Source organism: Mesorhizobium sp. C399B (assembly GCF_030323185.1).
GTDB lineage: Bacteria > Pseudomonadota > Alphaproteobacteria > Rhizobiales > Rhizobiaceae > Mesorhizobium.
This window is the reverse complement of the sequence record NZ_CP100472.1, coordinates 459107-475212: the sequence shown is the minus strand read 5'-3', so window position 1 is coordinate 475212 and position 16106 is coordinate 459107. Positions and strand designations below refer to the sequence as shown.

21 protein-coding genes are annotated in these 16106 nt (G+C 62.6%); 8 read left to right on the top strand and 13 right to left on the bottom strand.

Annotated features, from left to right (window positions below; translation table 11 throughout):
* Positions 1-27 precede the first annotated feature (27 nt).
* The 4 genes from NLY36_RS02385 (at position 28) to NLY36_RS02370 (ending at position 4555) form a co-directional block, all read left to right on the top strand.
* Positions 28-912 carry an SPFH domain-containing protein gene (locus tag NLY36_RS02385; protein ID WP_023667548.1) on the top strand — a complete coding sequence of 295 codons (885 nt, stop codon included), beginning with the start codon at positions 28-30 and terminating at the stop codon, positions 910-912.
* A gap of 13 nt (positions 913-925) precedes the next feature.
* Entirely contained in the window at positions 926-1876 is a 951-nt protein-coding gene (locus tag NLY36_RS02380; protein WP_050588495.1) for a diacylglycerol kinase catalytic domain-containing protein, read from the top strand.
* Positions 1877-1946: 70 nt separating this feature from the next.
* Complete coding sequence (locus NLY36_RS02375) at positions 1947-2357, top strand: GNAT family N-acetyltransferase (protein WP_023735336.1); 411 nt, start codon at positions 1947-1949, stop codon at positions 2355-2357.
* A gap of 392 nt (positions 2358-2749) precedes the next feature.
* Entirely contained in the window at positions 2750-4555 is a 1806-nt protein-coding gene (locus tag NLY36_RS02370; RefSeq protein ID WP_023735337.1) for an ABC transporter ATP-binding protein, read from the top strand.
* Positions 4556-4598: 43 nt separating this feature from the next.
* Here NLY36_RS02370 and NLY36_RS02365 read toward each other — a convergent pair whose 3' ends face one another.
* From NLY36_RS02365 to NLY36_RS02335, 7 genes are all read right to left on the bottom strand, one after another.
* Positions 4599-5012, bottom strand: a complete 414-nt coding sequence (locus NLY36_RS02365; RefSeq protein ID WP_023735338.1) for a GFA family protein — start codon at positions 5010-5012, stop codon at positions 4599-4601.
* 26 nt (positions 5013-5038) lie between these two features.
* Positions 5039-5503 carry an SRPBCC family protein gene (locus tag NLY36_RS02360; RefSeq protein ID WP_023681542.1) on the bottom strand — a complete coding sequence of 155 codons (465 nt, stop codon included), beginning with the start codon at positions 5501-5503 and terminating at the stop codon, positions 5039-5041.
* Positions 5500-5820, bottom strand: coding sequence for an ArsR/SmtB family transcription factor (locus NLY36_RS02355; protein ID WP_023681541.1), 321 nt, complete (start codon positions 5818-5820; stop codon positions 5500-5502). The genes NLY36_RS02360 and NLY36_RS02355 overlap by 4 nt, the downstream gene beginning before the upstream one ends.
* 185 nt (positions 5821-6005) lie before the next feature.
* Positions 6006-6503, bottom strand: a complete 498-nt coding sequence (locus NLY36_RS02350; RefSeq protein ID WP_023667541.1) for an NUDIX hydrolase — start codon at positions 6501-6503, stop codon at positions 6006-6008.
* A gap of 208 nt (positions 6504-6711) precedes the next feature.
* Positions 6712-7212, bottom strand: a complete 501-nt coding sequence (gpt, locus tag NLY36_RS02345) for a xanthine phosphoribosyltransferase (protein WP_023667540.1) — start codon at positions 7210-7212, stop codon at positions 6712-6714.
* An 87-nt stretch (positions 7213-7299) separates the two neighbouring features.
* Positions 7300-8133, bottom strand: a complete 834-nt coding sequence (locus tag NLY36_RS02340; protein WP_023735339.1) for a universal stress protein — start codon at positions 8131-8133, stop codon at positions 7300-7302.
* A gap of 98 nt (positions 8134-8231) precedes the next feature.
* The gene (locus tag NLY36_RS02335) at positions 8232-8972 is read right to left on the bottom strand and encodes a competence/damage-inducible protein A (protein ID WP_023667538.1); all 741 of its coding nucleotides are present in this window, start codon (positions 8970-8972) and stop codon (positions 8232-8234) included.
* Positions 8973-9146: 174 nt separating this feature from the next.
* Here NLY36_RS02335 and NLY36_RS02330 point away from each other — a divergent pair, with 174 nt between their 5' ends.
* Positions 9147-10148, top strand: a complete 1002-nt coding sequence (locus NLY36_RS02330; protein WP_050591490.1) for an alpha/beta fold hydrolase — start codon at positions 9147-9149, stop codon at positions 10146-10148.
* 65 nt (positions 10149-10213) lie between these two features.
* A complete protein-coding gene (locus tag NLY36_RS02325) occupies positions 10214-10483 on the top strand; it encodes a hypothetical protein (protein WP_023735341.1) in 270 nt (89 codons plus the stop codon).
* Between the two features lie 117 nt (positions 10484-10600).
* Here NLY36_RS02325 and NLY36_RS02320 read toward each other — a convergent pair whose 3' ends face one another.
* The 4 genes from NLY36_RS02320 to NLY36_RS02305 all read right to left on the bottom strand — a co-directional run bounded on the left by NLY36_RS02320 (position 10601) and on the right by NLY36_RS02305 (position 12799).
* A complete protein-coding gene (locus NLY36_RS02320; RefSeq protein WP_023667535.1) occupies positions 10601-10840 on the bottom strand; it encodes a DUF2188 domain-containing protein in 240 nt (79 codons plus the stop codon).
* Positions 10841-10899: 59 nt separating this feature from the next.
* Complete coding sequence (locus NLY36_RS02315) at positions 10900-11178, bottom strand: DUF982 domain-containing protein (protein WP_032891817.1); 279 nt, start codon at positions 11176-11178, stop codon at positions 10900-10902.
* A gap of 84 nt (positions 11179-11262) precedes the next feature.
* On the bottom strand, positions 11263-11577 hold the full coding sequence (locus NLY36_RS02310) for an SH3 domain-containing protein (RefSeq protein WP_023691186.1): 315 nt from the start codon (positions 11575-11577) through the stop codon (positions 11263-11265).
* A 124-nt stretch (positions 11578-11701) separates the two neighbouring features.
* Positions 11702-12799 carry an NADH:flavin oxidoreductase/NADH oxidase gene (locus tag NLY36_RS02305; RefSeq protein WP_023735342.1) on the bottom strand — a complete coding sequence of 366 codons (1098 nt, stop codon included), beginning with the start codon at positions 12797-12799 and terminating at the stop codon, positions 11702-11704.
* A 144-nt stretch (positions 12800-12943) separates the two neighbouring features.
* Here NLY36_RS02305 and NLY36_RS02300 point away from each other — a divergent pair, with 144 nt between their 5' ends.
* Positions 12944-13522, top strand: a complete 579-nt coding sequence (locus NLY36_RS02300; RefSeq protein ID WP_023735343.1) for an NUDIX domain-containing protein — start codon at positions 12944-12946, stop codon at positions 13520-13522.
* Positions 13523-13611: 89 nt separating this feature from the next.
* Complete coding sequence (locus tag NLY36_RS02295) at positions 13612-14583, top strand: ATP-grasp fold amidoligase family protein (protein ID WP_023735344.1); 972 nt, start codon at positions 13612-13614, stop codon at positions 14581-14583.
* A 372-nt stretch (positions 14584-14955) separates the two neighbouring features.
* Here the strand turns inward: NLY36_RS02295 and NLY36_RS02290 are convergent, their stop codons facing one another.
* A complete protein-coding gene (locus NLY36_RS02290; RefSeq protein ID WP_023688348.1) occupies positions 14956-15144 on the bottom strand; it encodes a hypothetical protein in 189 nt (62 codons plus the stop codon).
* A 724-nt stretch (positions 15145-15868) separates the two neighbouring features.
* Positions 15869-16090, bottom strand: a complete 222-nt coding sequence (locus NLY36_RS02285) for a hypothetical protein (RefSeq protein ID WP_023681532.1) — start codon at positions 16088-16090, stop codon at positions 15869-15871.
* Between the last annotated feature and the right edge of the window lie 16 nt (positions 16091-16106).

The following is a 16106-nucleotide window of genomic DNA, read 5'->3' as shown; positions in this document are numbered from 1 at the left end:
GTTTAATTAGAGAACCTTGGGGCTTTCATGTTTTTCAGCTATTTCAAGGGAACGCCTGAATATCACATCCTGCGCTTCAAGAACGGCAAGGTCCGTGAGCAGGGGCGCGGCATCTCCTTCTGGTACGGGACGTTCGGCACCACCATCGCCATGGTGCCGGTGACGTCGCTCGACAACCCTTTCATCTTCACCGAGACGACGGCGAATTTCCAGGATCTGGCAATCCAGGGGTCGGTCAGCTACCGCATCATCGATCCACTCAAGGCAGCCGAAGGTTTTGATTTCAGCGCCAAGCTCAGCCGTGCCGACGTCGTCGGCGACGGCCGGGAGAAGATCGCCGAGCGCCTGGTGCTTGCGATACAGAGCCGCGCCCGCGCGGTGGTTTCGAGCATGACGCTGGAACAGGCGCTGGCCGAGGTGACCAAGCTCGGCGGCAATCTCGCCGAACTCCTGCGCAACGATCCGATTGCGGCAACCGCCGGCCTGTCGATCGAGGAGGTCCACATCACCTCGGTCCAGCCGACGCCGGAGATCCGCAAGGCGCTCCAGACCGAATATCGCGAGGCGCTGCAGCGCCAGGCCGATGCGGCGATCTATGGGCGCCGTGCCTGGGGCGTGGAGAAGGAGCGCGAGATCAAGCAGAGCGAACTGGCGACCGAAATCGAGCTTGCCGAACGCAACAAGCTGCTGGTCGACACCGAAGCGCGCAACAAGCTGACGCTTGCCGAGGCGCAAGCCAAGGCGCAGCAGCTGGAACTGACCGTCTATTCGTCGGCGCCCGCCCACGTGCTGACGGCGATGGCCTTCAAGGCCTGGGCGGAAAAGGGCGGTTCGGTCGGCAATCTGTCGATCACGCCTGACATGCTCACCAGCGCGCTCAGCCAGCTTTCCACGCCGAAAGCCGGGTCCTGAAAGGCAAGCACGGGTGGCAAGCGACCAGAGCGGAAGGCCGATCGACCGGGTGATCGTCGTCACCCGCAAGACCGAGCTGGAGGAGCTGACGACGCGCTTCAACACGCAGGGACAGGCGCGCTTTTATCTCCGGCAGGCCGGCATGAATTTCGACCCGGTCAAGGCGGCGCATGACGTCTATCACCAGGCGCTCGACCGGGTGATGGGTTCGCTTCCCCAAGGCCTCAAACAGTTGCGGCTCGACCGCGAACTGGTACCGCAGTTCGAATTCGGCTCCGACGCGGTGATCGCGCTCGGTCAGGACGGGCTGGTGTCCAACACCGCGAAGTACCTCCCGTACCAGCCGCTGATCGGCATCAACCCGAACCCGGCGCTTTTCGACGGCGTGTTGCTGCCGTGGAATGCCGACGATACCGAAAAGGTCCTCGGCCTGACGATCGCCGGCAAGGCGAAGCGCCAGGCGGTGGTGATGGCCGAAGCGCGCTCCAATGACGGACGCCGGCTGATCGCCTTCAACGATCTGTACGTCGGCGCCTCGACGCATGTCTCGGCGCGCTACGAGTTGACCTATGGCGGCAGGACCGAGCGCCAGTCGTCGAGCGGCATTATCATCTCCACGGGCGCCGGCTCCACCGGCTGGCTGCGCTCGGTGATGGCGGGCGCCGCGGGACTGGCCGCGGCCTATGGTGACAACTCCGTGCCGACCGTGCCGCCGCAAGGCTACGATCGCGAAGGCGAACAGCTGTTCTTTTCGGTGCGCGAACCGTTTCCGAGCAACACGACCGGCGTGTCGCTTGTGCATGGCGTCATCACCCGCGACCGGCCGCTGGTGGTTTCTTCGCGGCAGAGCAGGGGCGGCGTCATCTTCAGCGACGGGATGGAGCTCGATTTCGTCGAGTTCAATTCCGGCACCGACGTGACCATCGCGATCGCCGACCAGAAGGCCTATCTCGTGGTGCCATAAACGCGCCACGTGGGCAGCCAAATCACCGGCCGGACTGAATTCGGCCGCCCGCCATTCTTTGCGATGCACCATGCCCGACTGTGAAATCAGCTTCGACATGTCACGGATCGATTTCCGGGCGACCTCCGACCTGTTGATGGCCAGCTATTGGGGCGACGGTCGCAGCGATGAGTTTCATCGCCGCGCCTTTGCCAACTCGCTTTGCGCCAGCGCCTATCTGGATGGGAATCAAGTCGGTTTTGGCCGGGCCATCACCGACCGTACGGTGTTTGCCTATCTCGCCGACATCATCATCTGGCCGCAGCAGCGCGGCCGGGGCATTGGCTTGCAACTGGTGAGGGCGCTCATCGATCACCCTGAGCTCAGCACGGTCTCGCACTGGAGCCTGTCGACCAGCGACGCGCATGGCGTCTATGAGAAGCTGGGCTTCAAGGCATCGACCGATGGCCGCTATATGCGCCTCGATCGCAACCCTGATTGAGCGATGCGCCGTGCGGGCTCGCCCGCCAGTTGTTGCAAAATAACCTCAGTGGTTGGACCAGATACGCATTGCCGCTCGCTCGCTCTTGGCGATCCGCCGAGGCGTCTCTATAAGGACCGCTCCGCAATTGCCTTGCGGGAGGTCCGAATGGCAGTATTTCACATGGTAATGCGAGGCCGCGAAGCTTAGGTCTCACCTGGCGTCCGGCGAAGGCTTGTCCTTCGCGCCGATGCCGGGTCGAGTACAGGCTTTTGCCGATGCCGGTCGCCACCCGATATCTAGGGCGCGCCGCCACCTATGCCGAACCTCCGCATATCAGGGCGAATTGCCCAGCGCGGTTTTCAATTTTTCGACCTTACCGGGACCGGGCATTTTTGCGCCCGGAGGACATCATGCCTCGTTTTCGAATCGATCTGCGTGCAAGCGCCTTTCGCAGCGTTCTTGGCTTCACGCTCAGCCACTGGCGGCGCCAGCCGTGGCGGCTTTCGCTGATCATGGGCAGCTTCCTGCTGTCGACCCTGGCCGATGTCTTGACGCCGCTCTATTCCGGCCGGCTGGTCGACGCGGTAGCCAGCAGTGCGTTGGCTGACGATGTCGCGTGGAATGCGGCAATGGCGGCGTTCTCCGCGCTCATCGCTTTGGCGCTGACCGGCGTGGTGCTGCGCAACCTGGCTTTCATGGGTATTGTCGAGCTGACGCTGAAGATGATGGCCGACATCGCCGCCGACGCGTTCTATCGCGTGCAGCGCTTCTCAACCGACTGGCACGCCAATAGCTTTGCCGGATCGACGGTGCGCAAGGTTACGCGCGGCATGTGGGCTCTCGACCTGCTCAACGACACCATCCTGATTGCGTTGCTGCCGTCGGTCGCCATGCTGGTCGGCTCGACGTTGCTGCTCGGCTGGTTCTGGCCGCTGATGGGGCTGGTCGTGGCAGTCGGCTCGCTGCTGTTCATCACCGTGACGGCGCTGCTGTCGCTCGGCTATGTCGCGCCCGCGGCACGGCTCGCCAACAGCTGGGATACGCGGCTTGGCGGCTCGCTTGCCGATGCGGTGAGCTGCAATGCCGTGGTCAAGGGTTTCGGCGCCGAGACGCGCGAGGAAACGCGTCTTGCCAAGGTCGTCGCCAAATGGCGCGCGCGGACCAGCCGCACTTGGGTGCGCGGCACCATCAACGGCACGACGCAAGGCGCCATGCTGCTGGTGCTGCGGACGGCAGTAATCGGCCTGTCGCTGATGCTGTGGGCCTGGGGCCAGGCAAGTGCGGGCGATGTCGCCTTCGTGCTGACCTCGTTCTTCGTGCTGCAGGGCTACCTCAGGGACATCGGCACGCATATCCGCAATTTGCAGCGTTCGGTCAACGACATGGAGGAACTGGTCGATTTCCAGTCGCAACCGCTCGGCGTCGAGGACCGGCCCGGCGCCAAGCCGATCCGGATCACGCATGGCCACATCGCCTTCGATAACGTCACCTTCCACTATGGTAGCCATCGCTTGCCGCTCTACCGCGACTTTTCGGCGGAGATAACGGCGGGCGAGCGGGTCGGACTGGTCGGCCATTCCGGCTCGGGCAAGACGACCTTCGTGAAGCTGATCCAGCGTCTCTATGATGTCAGCGGCGGCAGGATCCTGATCGATGGCCAAGACATCTCCCAGGTTGCACAGGCGTCGCTGCGCGCGCAGATTGCCATCGTCCAGCAGGAGCCCATCCTGTTCCACCGCTCGCTGGCGGAAAACATCGCCTATGCCCGTCCGGACGCCACGCAGGCCGAGATCGAGCATGCCGCCAAGCTCGCCAGCGCGCACGACTTCATCACCAGCCTGCCGAAGGGCTACGGCACGCTGGTCGGTGAACGCGGCGTGAAGCTGTCGGGCGGCGAGCGCCAGCGCGTGGCGATCGCACGCGCCTTCCTGGCGGATGCGCGCATCCTGATCCTGGACGAGGCGACATCGAGCCTCGATTCGGAATCGGAAGTGCTGATCCAGCAGGCGATGGAGCGGCTGATGGTCGGCCGCACGACGCTGGTCATCGCACACCGTCTGTCGACGGTGCGGGCGCTGGACAGGCTGCTCGTGTTCGACCGTGGCAAGATCGTCGAGGAAGGCTCGCATGACGAGCTGATCCGGCTGAAGGGCGGCATCTACCGCCGCCTGTTCGAGCGGCAGGCGCTGGAACTGACCAAGGGCCTGGTGATCTGAGCTGAACGCAGAGCCCTATCCGAGGGATAGGGCTCTGCCTAGTTCATCCAGGCATTCGCTCGAATGGCTGAAGCGCTGGGTCGATCGTGTCCCAGGCGTGGCCGCGCACGGTGTAGGTGACCGCCTGCGGGTCGAACTGGCCGGGATCGTCGAGGCTCGTGGCCTGGATCGCCGTCACCTCCGGCATGGCGACGAACGTTACGTAGACCGGCGTGCCGCAGGTCGGGCAAAAGGCCTGGGCCTTTTCATTGCCGCTGTCGGCGATCATCCGCCATGTGCTCGGCTCGCCGGTGATCTTTACGTCAGCGCGCCGGCCGAAGGTCACATAGGAACAATGGCCAGTACCGCTGCGCTTTTGGCAATCGAGGCATTGGCAGTGGTTCTGAAAGATCGGCTCGCCGCTGGCCTCATAGCGGATCGCGCCGCAGGCGCAGCCGCCGGTATAGTGCCTGGTCATTGTCGTTCTCCCGCTGTCAGATTGCTTCAGGCCGATTTCGGCTTGGCGAACAGGTCGATGCCTGTGCCGGTTTCGAGGAAGGATTTCATGCTGGACAGCACGGCCGGCCAGCCCTGGCTGATGCCCTTGGCCATGCCGCTGCCGGCTTCGAGCTCGTCATGGCTGACGGTCAGCTTGACCATGGTGTCGTATTCCTCGATGGCGAACGTCACCCGGCTGTGCTTGGTGGGATCGTCGGCCTGCGAGGCGTTGGCCCAGCTCATGACCAGGCGTGTCGGCGGCGAGATTTCGACGACCTTGCCAACGAGTTCGACGGTCCGTTCGTCATTGGCGCGGATGTGTTCCCATTTCGAGCCGGGCTTCCAGTCGGAGACGTTTTCGTGGCCCCAGTAGCGCTTGGCGATATCGGGCCTGGTGATGGCTTCGAACACCTTTTGTGGCGTCGATCTGATGTAGGTCACGTAGACAAAACTGGTGGTTTCCCGGGTCATTGGTCGTCTCCTTCGAGTTCTTGTTTCAGGTCGTGCAGCAGGCTCAGCCGCTGCCGTTCAAATTTTCGCACCCACCGCTCGTAGACTTCGTGCAGCGGCACGGGGTTGATGAAATGCAGCTTCTCGCGGCCACGCTTGACCGTGCTGATCAGATTGGCCGCTTCCAGCAGATCGATGTGCTGCGTGGCGGATTGCCTCGCCATGTCGAGATTTTCGCAAAGCTCGCCGAGCGTCTGGCCGTTCTTCTCACACAGAAGATCGAGCAGCATTCTGCGGGTCGGGTCGCCCAGCGCTTTGAAAACCTTGTCGGCGTCCATCGGTCTCACTCATCTTGAAGACACAATATGCAGGTAAATGCCTGCATGTCAAGCTGTGGCTAAGCTTGGCCTGAAGGGGAGGGATTTATAGTGTCGGATTGCTGGCGCGCGGAGCGAAGCACCGAGCCCGGAATCGGGGCAAGAACCGGTGCGGGCTCGCAGGACTATGCAGCGGTGGCTGTGAGCTAGGCTCTAACGACGAACTTGTCGGGATCGGCGCAGAAATGGGCGATGATCTGGCAGAGGTCCGGCTCGTTGACCATGCGTACGGCCTCGGCCCCATTGACCCATTTGCGGGTGCGCGCGCGCTTTTCCTTCCAGCGGTCGGCAACGTGCTCGACCTGCAGCGGAAACACCAGCACTTCGCAAGGGACTTCCTCGCCGGACGCGAGGGCCTTGGCGTAGAAGTAACGACCGGCCTCGAAAAGCGAAATCTTGCCACGCAATCCGGCTTCCTCGCCCGCCTCGCGCGCCGCTGCCTCGCAGAGCGGCTCCCTGGCCTCGGGCCAGCCCTTCGGCAGCACCCAACGCCCGGTGTCTCGGCTGGTGATCAGCATGATCTCGACGCCGTCTTCGTTATTGCGCCATGGCAAAGCGGCAACCTGCAGGCGACAAGGCGAAGTGCCGAAGAGCTTGCGGACCCTTTCAGCCAGATGGTCGTGTGTCGCCGGTGTCGTCAGCATCAGTGAAAGCTACCCCAGCCCTCAGAATCGTTAGCCGCCGTATGAATCTTACCGACAAGTGTAAGTCTTAAAAGTAAAAAACCTCACACCGACCCGTCAAACTCCGCCAACAGCTGTCGATTCGACAGAATATTGTCCCTTCCAGTGCCTGTTTTCATAGCAAACGGGGCGGGTTTGGCCGTCTGGGCAGAAATGGGGCTGGCGCGAATCAGCCTGCGTGATCGTCGGCGATCGGCTTCTGGTAGGTAAAACCCATGTCCCAGGGAAAGTAGATCCAGGTGTCCTGACTGACTTCGGTGATAAAGGTGTCGACCAGCGGCCTGCCTTTCGGCTTGGCGTAGACGGTGGCGAAATGCGCCTTGGGCATCATGGCGCGCACGATGCCTGCCGTCTTGCCGGTGTCGGTGAGGTCGTCGATGATCAGCACGCCCGCCCCATCATCGGCGAGCAGCGCCGGGGTGATCTCCTTCAGCACCTGCAACTGCCCCTGGCTGGTGTAGTCGTGATAAGAGGCGACGCAGACCGTCTCGATGACGCGTATTCCGAGTTCGCGCGAGATGATGGCGGCGGGAACCAGGCCGCCACGGGTGATGCAGACGATGGCCTTCCACTGTCCCTTGTTGGCGCCGGCAAGCCGCCAGGCGAGCGCCCGGGCATCGCGGTGGAACTGGTCCCAGGAGACCGGAAAGGCTTTTTCGGGAAGGGACATTCTGCACTCCGCGCGCACCATTGTGGAATGCGCGCGGAATTAACTGGAAAGTCAGGGCATTGGCAAGGGCGGGGCCAGTCTGTGGAGTTACCGCGACAAAAAGGCCGCAACCGGCACGCTGCGCAACACGGTGCGCGTGACGCCGCCGAACAAAAGCTGACGCAGCCAGGAATGGCTGTAGGCGCCGAGCACCAGAAGGTCGGCTCCGGTCTCGGCGATCCGGGTCTGGATGACGTCATCGACCGAAGCATTACCCGATTTTTGCACCGACACGCTGACCGTTGCGCCATGCCTGGAGAGTGCCGCGGCGATCTCGGCGCCGGCGGCTTCCGGGTTGTCATCCAGCGTATCCGGCGGATCGATGACCAGAATGTCGGTTTTCTCGGCCTCGATGATGAAGGGCAGCGCGTCGAAGGCGGCACGCGCCGCCTCCTTGCTGCCGTTCCAGGCCAGCAGCACATGTTTGAATGTGGTGACCAACGGCCCCTCATGCGGCACCACCAGCACCGGCCGGCCGGCATCGTAAACCAGCGTGTCGACATCGGCGCTCTGGTCGCCTCCGGTCTCGCGCTGCGCGGCAATAATCAGATCGGCGGCGCGCACGCTGGAAATACCCGTCAGCGCGCTGTCGCCGGAAAAGCTCTCGAGGCTGCGCCATTCGAAGGAAAGGCCGGAATTCTCGATCTGCCGAACGAAAAGCGCCTGCAATTTCTCGGCGCGCTCGCGGTTCATGTCGGCGGAGACCTGCAGGAACTCGGTGTCGGGGAAGCCGGTTGCCGAGGTGTAGGGAACGGGCAGCGCTTCGGCATGGATGCCGATGAGATGGCTCTCGAACCGGTCGGCAAGCGGGATGGCGCAGTCGAGCACGCGTTCGGCGTCCTGTTCGTTCTGCAATATGGCGACGATGGTCTTGAAGCGCATGCGAAATCCCTCAAATCTGCCGGCGCGTGCTGCGCCCGAGGGAAAACGTGGGAGTGCGGTGCTTGGTTCCGGCCCGGCGATGGGCCGCGAACCCAGGGTCAATTGGCGGCGGTGAAGCCGGCCACCATCGCCTCGACGTCCTTGCGTGCCGAATCCAGCGCCTCCTGGCTGCGGGCGCGGACGACCAGCTCCGTCCAGAACTTGCCGTCGCCATATTTCGGATACGAGCCGATGATGGTGTCGGGATGCGCCTTCTGGATATCGCCCAGGGGACCACCGATCAGGCCTTCGCCGAACGGGCAATGGACGGTGGCCGACAGCATCTTGGTGCCGGCCTTCAGCGTCGGCACGACATTGTCGAGCATGGCCTGGAAAATCGCCGGTACGCCGGCCATGACATGGACGTTGCCGATGCGAAAGCCGGGCGCGACGGAGACCGGATTGTCGATATGGTCGGCGCCGCGCGGCATGCGCGACATGCGCTTGCGGGCCTCGGTGTATTCGATGCCGCGCGCGGCATAGCTCTCGCCCAGCATGGCATAGGCCTTGGCGTCGTATTCGCACGGCACCCCAAAAGCCTTGGAAATCGAATCGGCGGTGATATCGTCATGCGTTGGGCCAATGCCGCCGGTGGTGAAGACATAGGTGTAGCGGGCGCGCACGGCATTCACCGCAGCGACAATCTCGTCCTCCTCGTCGGGAACGATCCGCACTTCCTTCAGGTCGATGCCGATGGCCGTCATGATGTCGGCGAGGTGGCCGATATTTTTATCCTTGGTGCGGCCGGACAGAATCTCGTCGCCGATGACAAGCATGGCGGCAGTGACGATTTCAGGCATGGAAGGCTCCGGCAAACAGGCCCATTGGCAGACAAGGTCGCCTGAGGCAGAAAGAAGGTCGCCTGAGATAGCGCGCCATCGAACTGGCGGCAATGCCGACACAAGCCGCCATCTGCCTTGCCGAGCGTTCGTCAGTGGGTGATGGTGCGCGCCGGTCCGCTTCCCGGGTGAAACATGCTGGTATCGATTCTGCTTTGGCTTGTCGCCGGCCTGTCCGTGCTGGCTCTCGTCATCGTGGCCTGCCTGGTGGCCGCTACGATCTGGATTGCCGCCAAGGCCGAAAGGCTGGTGCCGGCCAGCGGAAACTTCGTCGAGATCGACGGCAGCCGCATCCATTATGTCGAAACGGGCGAGGGACGGCCGATCCTGTTCGTTCACGGACTTGGCGCGCAGCTCCACCAGTTTCGCCACACGCTGTTTGAGCGCTTTGGCCCTGGCTACCGCCTCATTGCACTCGACCGGCCGGGATCGGGCTATTCTGTTCGCGCGCGAGGAGCCACCGGCCGTCTGCCTGAACAGGCCGAGATCATCAGGCGCTTCATCGAAACACTCGGGCTGGAAAGGCCGCTCGTGGTCGGGCACTCGCTGGGGGGCGCCGTCGCGCTGACCCTGGCCTTGGAGCATCCCGGCGCGATTTCCGGCATCGCTTTGCTGGCGCCGCTGACGCATCTGGAAGCCGGCGCCCGCGAGAAAGCGGGCCTGCTCTATATCCGTTCGCGGCTTTGGCGCTGGATCATGGCCTACACCGTCGCGATACCGACAAGCCTCAGATATGCGCGGCAGACACTGGAGTTCATCTTCGCGCCGCAGGCCGTTCCCGCCGACTACATGATCGATGGCGGCGGATGGCTCGGGCTGAGGCCAAGCCATTTCCATGCAACCTCCACCGATTTCGTAGCGGTCGAACAGGATCTTGGCCGCATCGAAGAGCGCTATGAAGAGATCGCCATGCCGGCCGGCATTTTCTTCGGGACAGCCGATCGCGTCATCGCCATGCGCATACATGGGGAGCCGATGAAGGACAGGATCGAAGGGCTCGATTTCGAGACGGTCGAAGGCCTCGGCCACATGCCGCAATTCGACGAGCCGGACCGCGTCATCACCTTCATCAAGCGCATTGCCGAGCGGACATTCGCCGGCCAAGACCTCACCACAGCCTCACAACAATTTCACTGAACCATTCGGCTGATATCCGGTTTTACCCCGTGTCGCACCCAAGGCGGCAGATACGGAGTAATTCAATGTACAGGAAAGTTTTTGCAGCATCCGTGCTGACGATCGGTCTTGCCACACCGGCGATGGCGCAGTCATCGGACGGCACGTATTCCAACGATCACAGCTGGTGGCCGTTCGGCAACGAGCAGTCATCGACCGTCGACCAGAGCACCACCGGCAGCATCAATGCCGACGGCAGCCAAGGTTATGGCGCTACGGGGCCGTGCGCCTCCGACCCGTCAGGACCCTACGGAAATGTGAGGCCCAACGTGAACGATCAATATTGCGGCAAGTGATCAAGCCGCGGCTTCGACTGACCGGCAGGATGTCCCGCCTGTTTGTTTTGACGCAATTCCCAAGGGAATTGCTTAGGCGAGCATCCACGGCCGGCAGCGAAAGCTGAGGGGCAAGGATCAGTCGGAAACTTCGGTCTGCGGCCGGTCGCGGCCGTCGGCCAGTTCGTCGTGCCACTTGCCTTCGGCATCCTCATACTGGATGCCGTCCGTGGCGCCGGCGATCTGCTGTTCGGCCGAGGCGATCTCGGCGGCGCGCAGCGCATCCTGGTGGGTCGGGAATGTCTCCGAGAATGTCGAACCGACCTTGTAGGCCCAGCCCCCGTCATGCTCGACGATCTTGTAAGTCAGCTTCGCCATGAAATCCTCCGGTTCGTCCGTCCGCTCAATGCGGCCCGTTTTTCATTGCAATTTGGGCTTCAATGCAACTTGGCGTCTGGCAGCCGGTCTTCGGGAACCAGCACTTCCGATTCCTTGGCCGCTTCGATCAAGGCCCTGCGTGCATCGGCCGTCGAACGATAACCTTCCAGCACTTTGAGGCAAGTGTCGAGAGCATCACGATGGCGCGGGCCGCGATTGAGCGGCCACACCGTCATCAGACACTCCGCCGCTTCCTGGGTGCTGCGGATCTGGCGATATTTGCCGACATGGCCGAGTTCGACCACGACCGGGGTTTCAAAAGGTTTGTTATCCATGATGGCCGCAACGCAAAGCAGCCAATATGGTTGCAAAAGTGGCCGTCAGCCTGCGCCCAAACGTCTCACCAACCGCAATCGTTGGTCTCAGTAACCGCAGTCGTTGCGCAGCCAGTGGGCGTTGGCCCAGCCGGTCCGTCCGCCGATTTCGACCTGGTACCAGTTGCCCCGGCGGTCGAAAATCTCCGTGTGGTCGCCGTTGAACAATTGCCCGATCATGCGCGACGACGAGTTCGGCCGTGCGCGCACGGCGAGAAACCCGCTGCCGGTATCCAGATCGTAGTGCCTGGACAGGCCGTGCACCGTGCCTTCGCAATATTGCGCGCCGACCGGAGACGACGCGGCGAACGACAGTGCGACCACCAGAGCGGCTGCCGCCGGATAGATTGCCCTTGATGCCATGGACTTTGCTCCCAACCCGGCCGCCAAGGCGGCCTGCCCCCAGGGACTATAGCGGGCGGATTAAAGCGAAGCTGCGGCAATCTGTCCAGCAGATGCGTTTGGCGCATCCGTCGGCGCTGCCTGTTCAGCCCTTCGTCCAATGCTGCATCGTCGTCACCGAGCGGGCGAGCTGTGGCGCGGGATGGATTTTCTCGCTGAAGGTGGCGGCGGCGCGCCAGCCCCAGCGCGGATCGGCGAGGAAGGCGCGGGCCAGCGCGACCATGTCGGCGCGGCCGTCGGCGACGATCGCCTCTGCCTGCGCGGGATCGTCGATCAGGCCGACAGCCCGTGTCGGGATGCCGGCGCCCTTGCGCACCGCTTCGGCCAGATGCACCTGATAGCCGGCGCCGGTCGGCAGCTTCTGCAACGGCGAATTGCCGCCGCTCGAACAGCAGATATAGGCAACATCAAGCGCCTTCAAGGCTTTGGCCACCTCGATCGCCTCGTCGACCTCGAAGCCGCCATCGACCCAGTCCTTCACCGACAGGCGGGCGCCAAGCATCAGGTTTGGAACTGCCTTCCTCACCGATTTGGCGATCTCGATGAGGAAACGCATGCGGTTTTCCAGCGAGCCGCCCCAGCGGTCGGTGCGCTGGTTGGAAAGCGGCGACAGGAACTGGAAGATCAGATAGCCGTGCGCGGCGTGCAGCTCGAGGAAGTCGAAGCCGGCGCGCTCGGCCCGCCTCGCGGCTTGAGTGAAGCGCTCGACAAGCTGCAGGATTTCATCTTCCTCCAGCGCATGCGGCACATTCCAGCCGGTGTCATAGGCGATGGCCGAGGCCGAGACGGTCTGCCAGGGATCCTCGCCCGGCTGCAATGGGCCGCCGCCTTCCCAGGGCTTTCGGTTGGATGCCTTGCGGCCGGCATGGGCAAGCTGAATACCGAATTTCGTTTCCGGCGCGGCGACGCGCCTCGCTGCATCCAGCGTGCGCCGGGCGGCCGCCTCGTTGTCGTCGGAATAGAGGCCGAGGCAGCCATGGGTGATGCGGCCGCGCCGTTCGACGTCGGTCATCTCGACGGTGACCATGCCGGCGCCCGACATCGCCAGGTTCATCCAGTGATAGAGATGCCAGTCGCTGGCCGAGCCGTCTTCGGCGGAATACTGGCACATCGGCGCCACCGCGATACGATTCGGAAAGGTCAGGCCATCGAGGGCGATCGGCTGGAAAAGCGCTGCGGTCATCAAAAAAACTCCGGAGAGGGACTGCAGCTATTTAGGCGATGGCAGTTGCCGGCACCAGACACGAGGCGGTGAAAGGTTCGCCGTTTCGGTTGCGCGCAAAACCGTTCGCGGTTACGCCATGGCGCCGACAGCTTGGAGCTCATCATGGAAGATCGTATCCGCATCCGCTCGGAGGAAGTCCTGTCCGACGACTGGGCGGTTCTGAAGAAGACCGTCCTCGATTACCGTCGGCGAGACGGGCAGTGGGAGACGCAGATTCGCCAGACCTACGATCGTGGCGACGGCGCGGTGATCCTGCCTTTCGATCCCGAGCGTCAGACGGTGCTTCTGGTGCGGCAGTTCCGCTACCCCGCCTACGTCACCGGCCACCGCGAACCGCTGATCGAGGCCTGCGCCGGCCTGCTCGACAAAAACGATCCCGAAACCGCCATCCTCAAGGAGGCCGAGGAAGAGCTCGGCTATCGCTTACAGAACATCGAGCGGCTGTTTTCCCCCTATATGAGCCCAGGCAGCGTCACTGAACGGCTGTGGTTCTTTGTGGCGCGCTATTCACCCGCCGACCGCATCTCGACCGGCGGCGGCGCGGCCGACGAGGGCGAGGACATCGAGGTTCTGGAAATGCCTCTTGATGAAGCGCTGGCCGGCATTTCAGACGGCCGCATCATCGACGCCAAGACGATCATCCTGATCCAGCATTTGAAACTGTACCCGATGAAGGGCTAGCTCGGCGAAGCTCGACGTGCCTCACTGCTGCGGGCAGGGTGGCACGTCCACTTCGCGGATGAAGTTGCGCAGGTTGCAAGGACACCGGAATGGCGCGTGGCGCAAAGGCATGGCTGAAGCGAAACAGCGCGCGGGCATCTCTCCTGTTGCTGAACGCCGCGCTGCTTGTCCGCTACCGCCGGTTGACCCAGCGTTTCCTTGAGCGGATGCGGCATCTGCCGAATTTTGCAGCCCCGGTGACGTTCACGGAAAAGATCCACTGGCGCAAGATTTTCGATGACGATCCTCGCTTTACCGGCCTTCTCGACAAGCTCAAGTCCAAGGAAATCGTCAGGGAGCGGCTTCCCGGGCTCGCCATCCCGGAGGTGCTGTGGCAGGGCGACGATCCGCGCCAGATCCCTTTCGATGACCTGAAAATCCCCTACGCCGTCAAATGCAACCACGGTTGCGCCATGAATGTCATCGTTCGTGATCCGGCCAACGCCGACCGGGAGGCGATCATTGCCGAGATGACGGAATACCTTGGCCAAACCTATGGCGCCCGCAAGCTGGAGCGCAGCTATGCGCACATAGAGCGGCGGGTTTTCGTCGAAGCGCTTGTCGGCAAGGACCAGGATTATGACCCGGTCGACTACAAATTCTGTGTGCTGGCTGGCCACGTCGCCTACATTGTCGTCGTCGCCTTCCGTTCCACGGTCAAGAATACCGCCCACCTGGATCGCGATTGGCGCCCGCTGAACATCGTCCAGGGCGCGATCGACTCGAGCCTGGAAATTCCCCCTCCCAAGAGCCTGGCGCGGATGATCGAGGCAGCCGAGGTGCTCGGCAGCGAGTTCGACATGGTGCGTGTCGATTTCTACGAGGAGGAGGGGGAGCCGATCTTCGGAGAATTCACGGTCTACCCACGCAGCGGCTTGCTGCAATTCGACCCGGCTGCCTTCGACCGCGAACTGGGCGCGCATTGGGATATTGGCGCGTCAGCTTACCTCAGTCGTTTGCCCAGCCGATTTGCCCGGCGATATAAGGCAACGCTGGTCGCCGCCGGCTATCTCGACGTTTGACGGCTACTCGGTGGCCTGCCACCCCGAAGCTCGAAGAGCGAAGGGTGGTGCGGAGAATCCATACGATTAGAGATCGAGGGAAACTGATAGCTCAGCAGGTCAATAGCCGTGATTTCGAAGTGCTGCCTCAACTGAGCCGTAGCGGTCAATTTGCCCTGCTGGGATCAATCTTCGTGAGCCGCTGCCTGGTCTCGACCACGCGCCTTTGCGCAGATCGGATTCGGCAACACAAGGCGAGATTCATAGCGACGCCGCAGTCTTCATCGAGCAAGTTTTCAGCGCGCTTCCTGCTGCGACTCGGCCGATTACCGCTAAGGTTACCGGCAAGCTCTCCCACGTCCGGACTGGGTCGAGATCATTTGAAGAACTCTTTCAGCTTGTTGAGTCGACTGTCGCCAGAGGCCTTCCGGCCTTCAGGACACGCCGCCTCGCCGATCGTATCCTGCTGGATAAAGCGAGGTTCTCAGCCACCATTTTCTCGCTGAGTACCAGCGCGAACTCGGTCTGTTTGATGCGCTGCTGAGCATCAGCGAGTTGCATCGTGAAAAGATCGGTTGCCATTGTTGATCCGGGATCCGCGAGATTCATGATTGCGTAACACATGGCGGCCGAAATCGTTCCTAGTTGTCGGGCGAAGCCGGTGCCGCAAAGGGCGGCTGAGTTTGAACTTCCCACCCGACCAGACGTCCGCGAGCGCCAAGGCATCGAGAGCCCAGTAATCGGAGGGCCACTACGAGCGGGCGCAACCCGACCACTTAAGTGATCAGCCTCGCTACAGCCTTGACAGGTACAGTCGCGGCCTCATCAAGGGGAGGTATCAATGGTCTCGGCGATTGGAAACCAACATCGGCAGGCAGCTGAAACTCGACCGAAACCCGCAAAGACAGAACCGGGCGAAGGATTTGCGCCAGGCAAAAGCGCAGACAGCGTAGGACATCGCGCCAAGGCAATGGCGGCAGAAAGTGGCGACACGGATTCTGGCGCCCAGGGGCGCGCCGCATCGACAATCGCCAGGATGGATATCACCGTTCTGGCTCCACAGAGCGAAGAGCCGCCTTTGGAGTAGCCCGGGCGGCCGCGCCGCTGCCTCGGTCCTTGTGCAGCACAACGCGCGCTGGCTACGCTCGGTGGACATCGTCGTCTCGAAACACTTCGGGCGTTGCACTGCCGCGAGCCGCCTTCGCTGCTGGTCGAGGGGCTGTAACCCTTGGTGAGGCCGGCATCGCCTCGCCGGTCGTTGCGAGCCCACGATCGCGCGGCCAAGCGACCTTCCCTGTGTCGGTCTCTATTTGATACTAGGGGACGGCGGTTTCATCACGGGCAATTGCAGCTGGTCAATGGTTGCGACGATGCCGGCGGCAATGGCTTCCGCCTCATGGATCAGTTCCGGACCATAGAGCCCATTGACCATCTCTTCGCTCGGCAGCACGCCAGGAGGACAGTGCTCTTCCATCGTGCGCCGGATGAGCGTCAGCGCTGCCCGGCATTGGTCGGCTTCGATCTTCATAGCCCTTCAAACATCC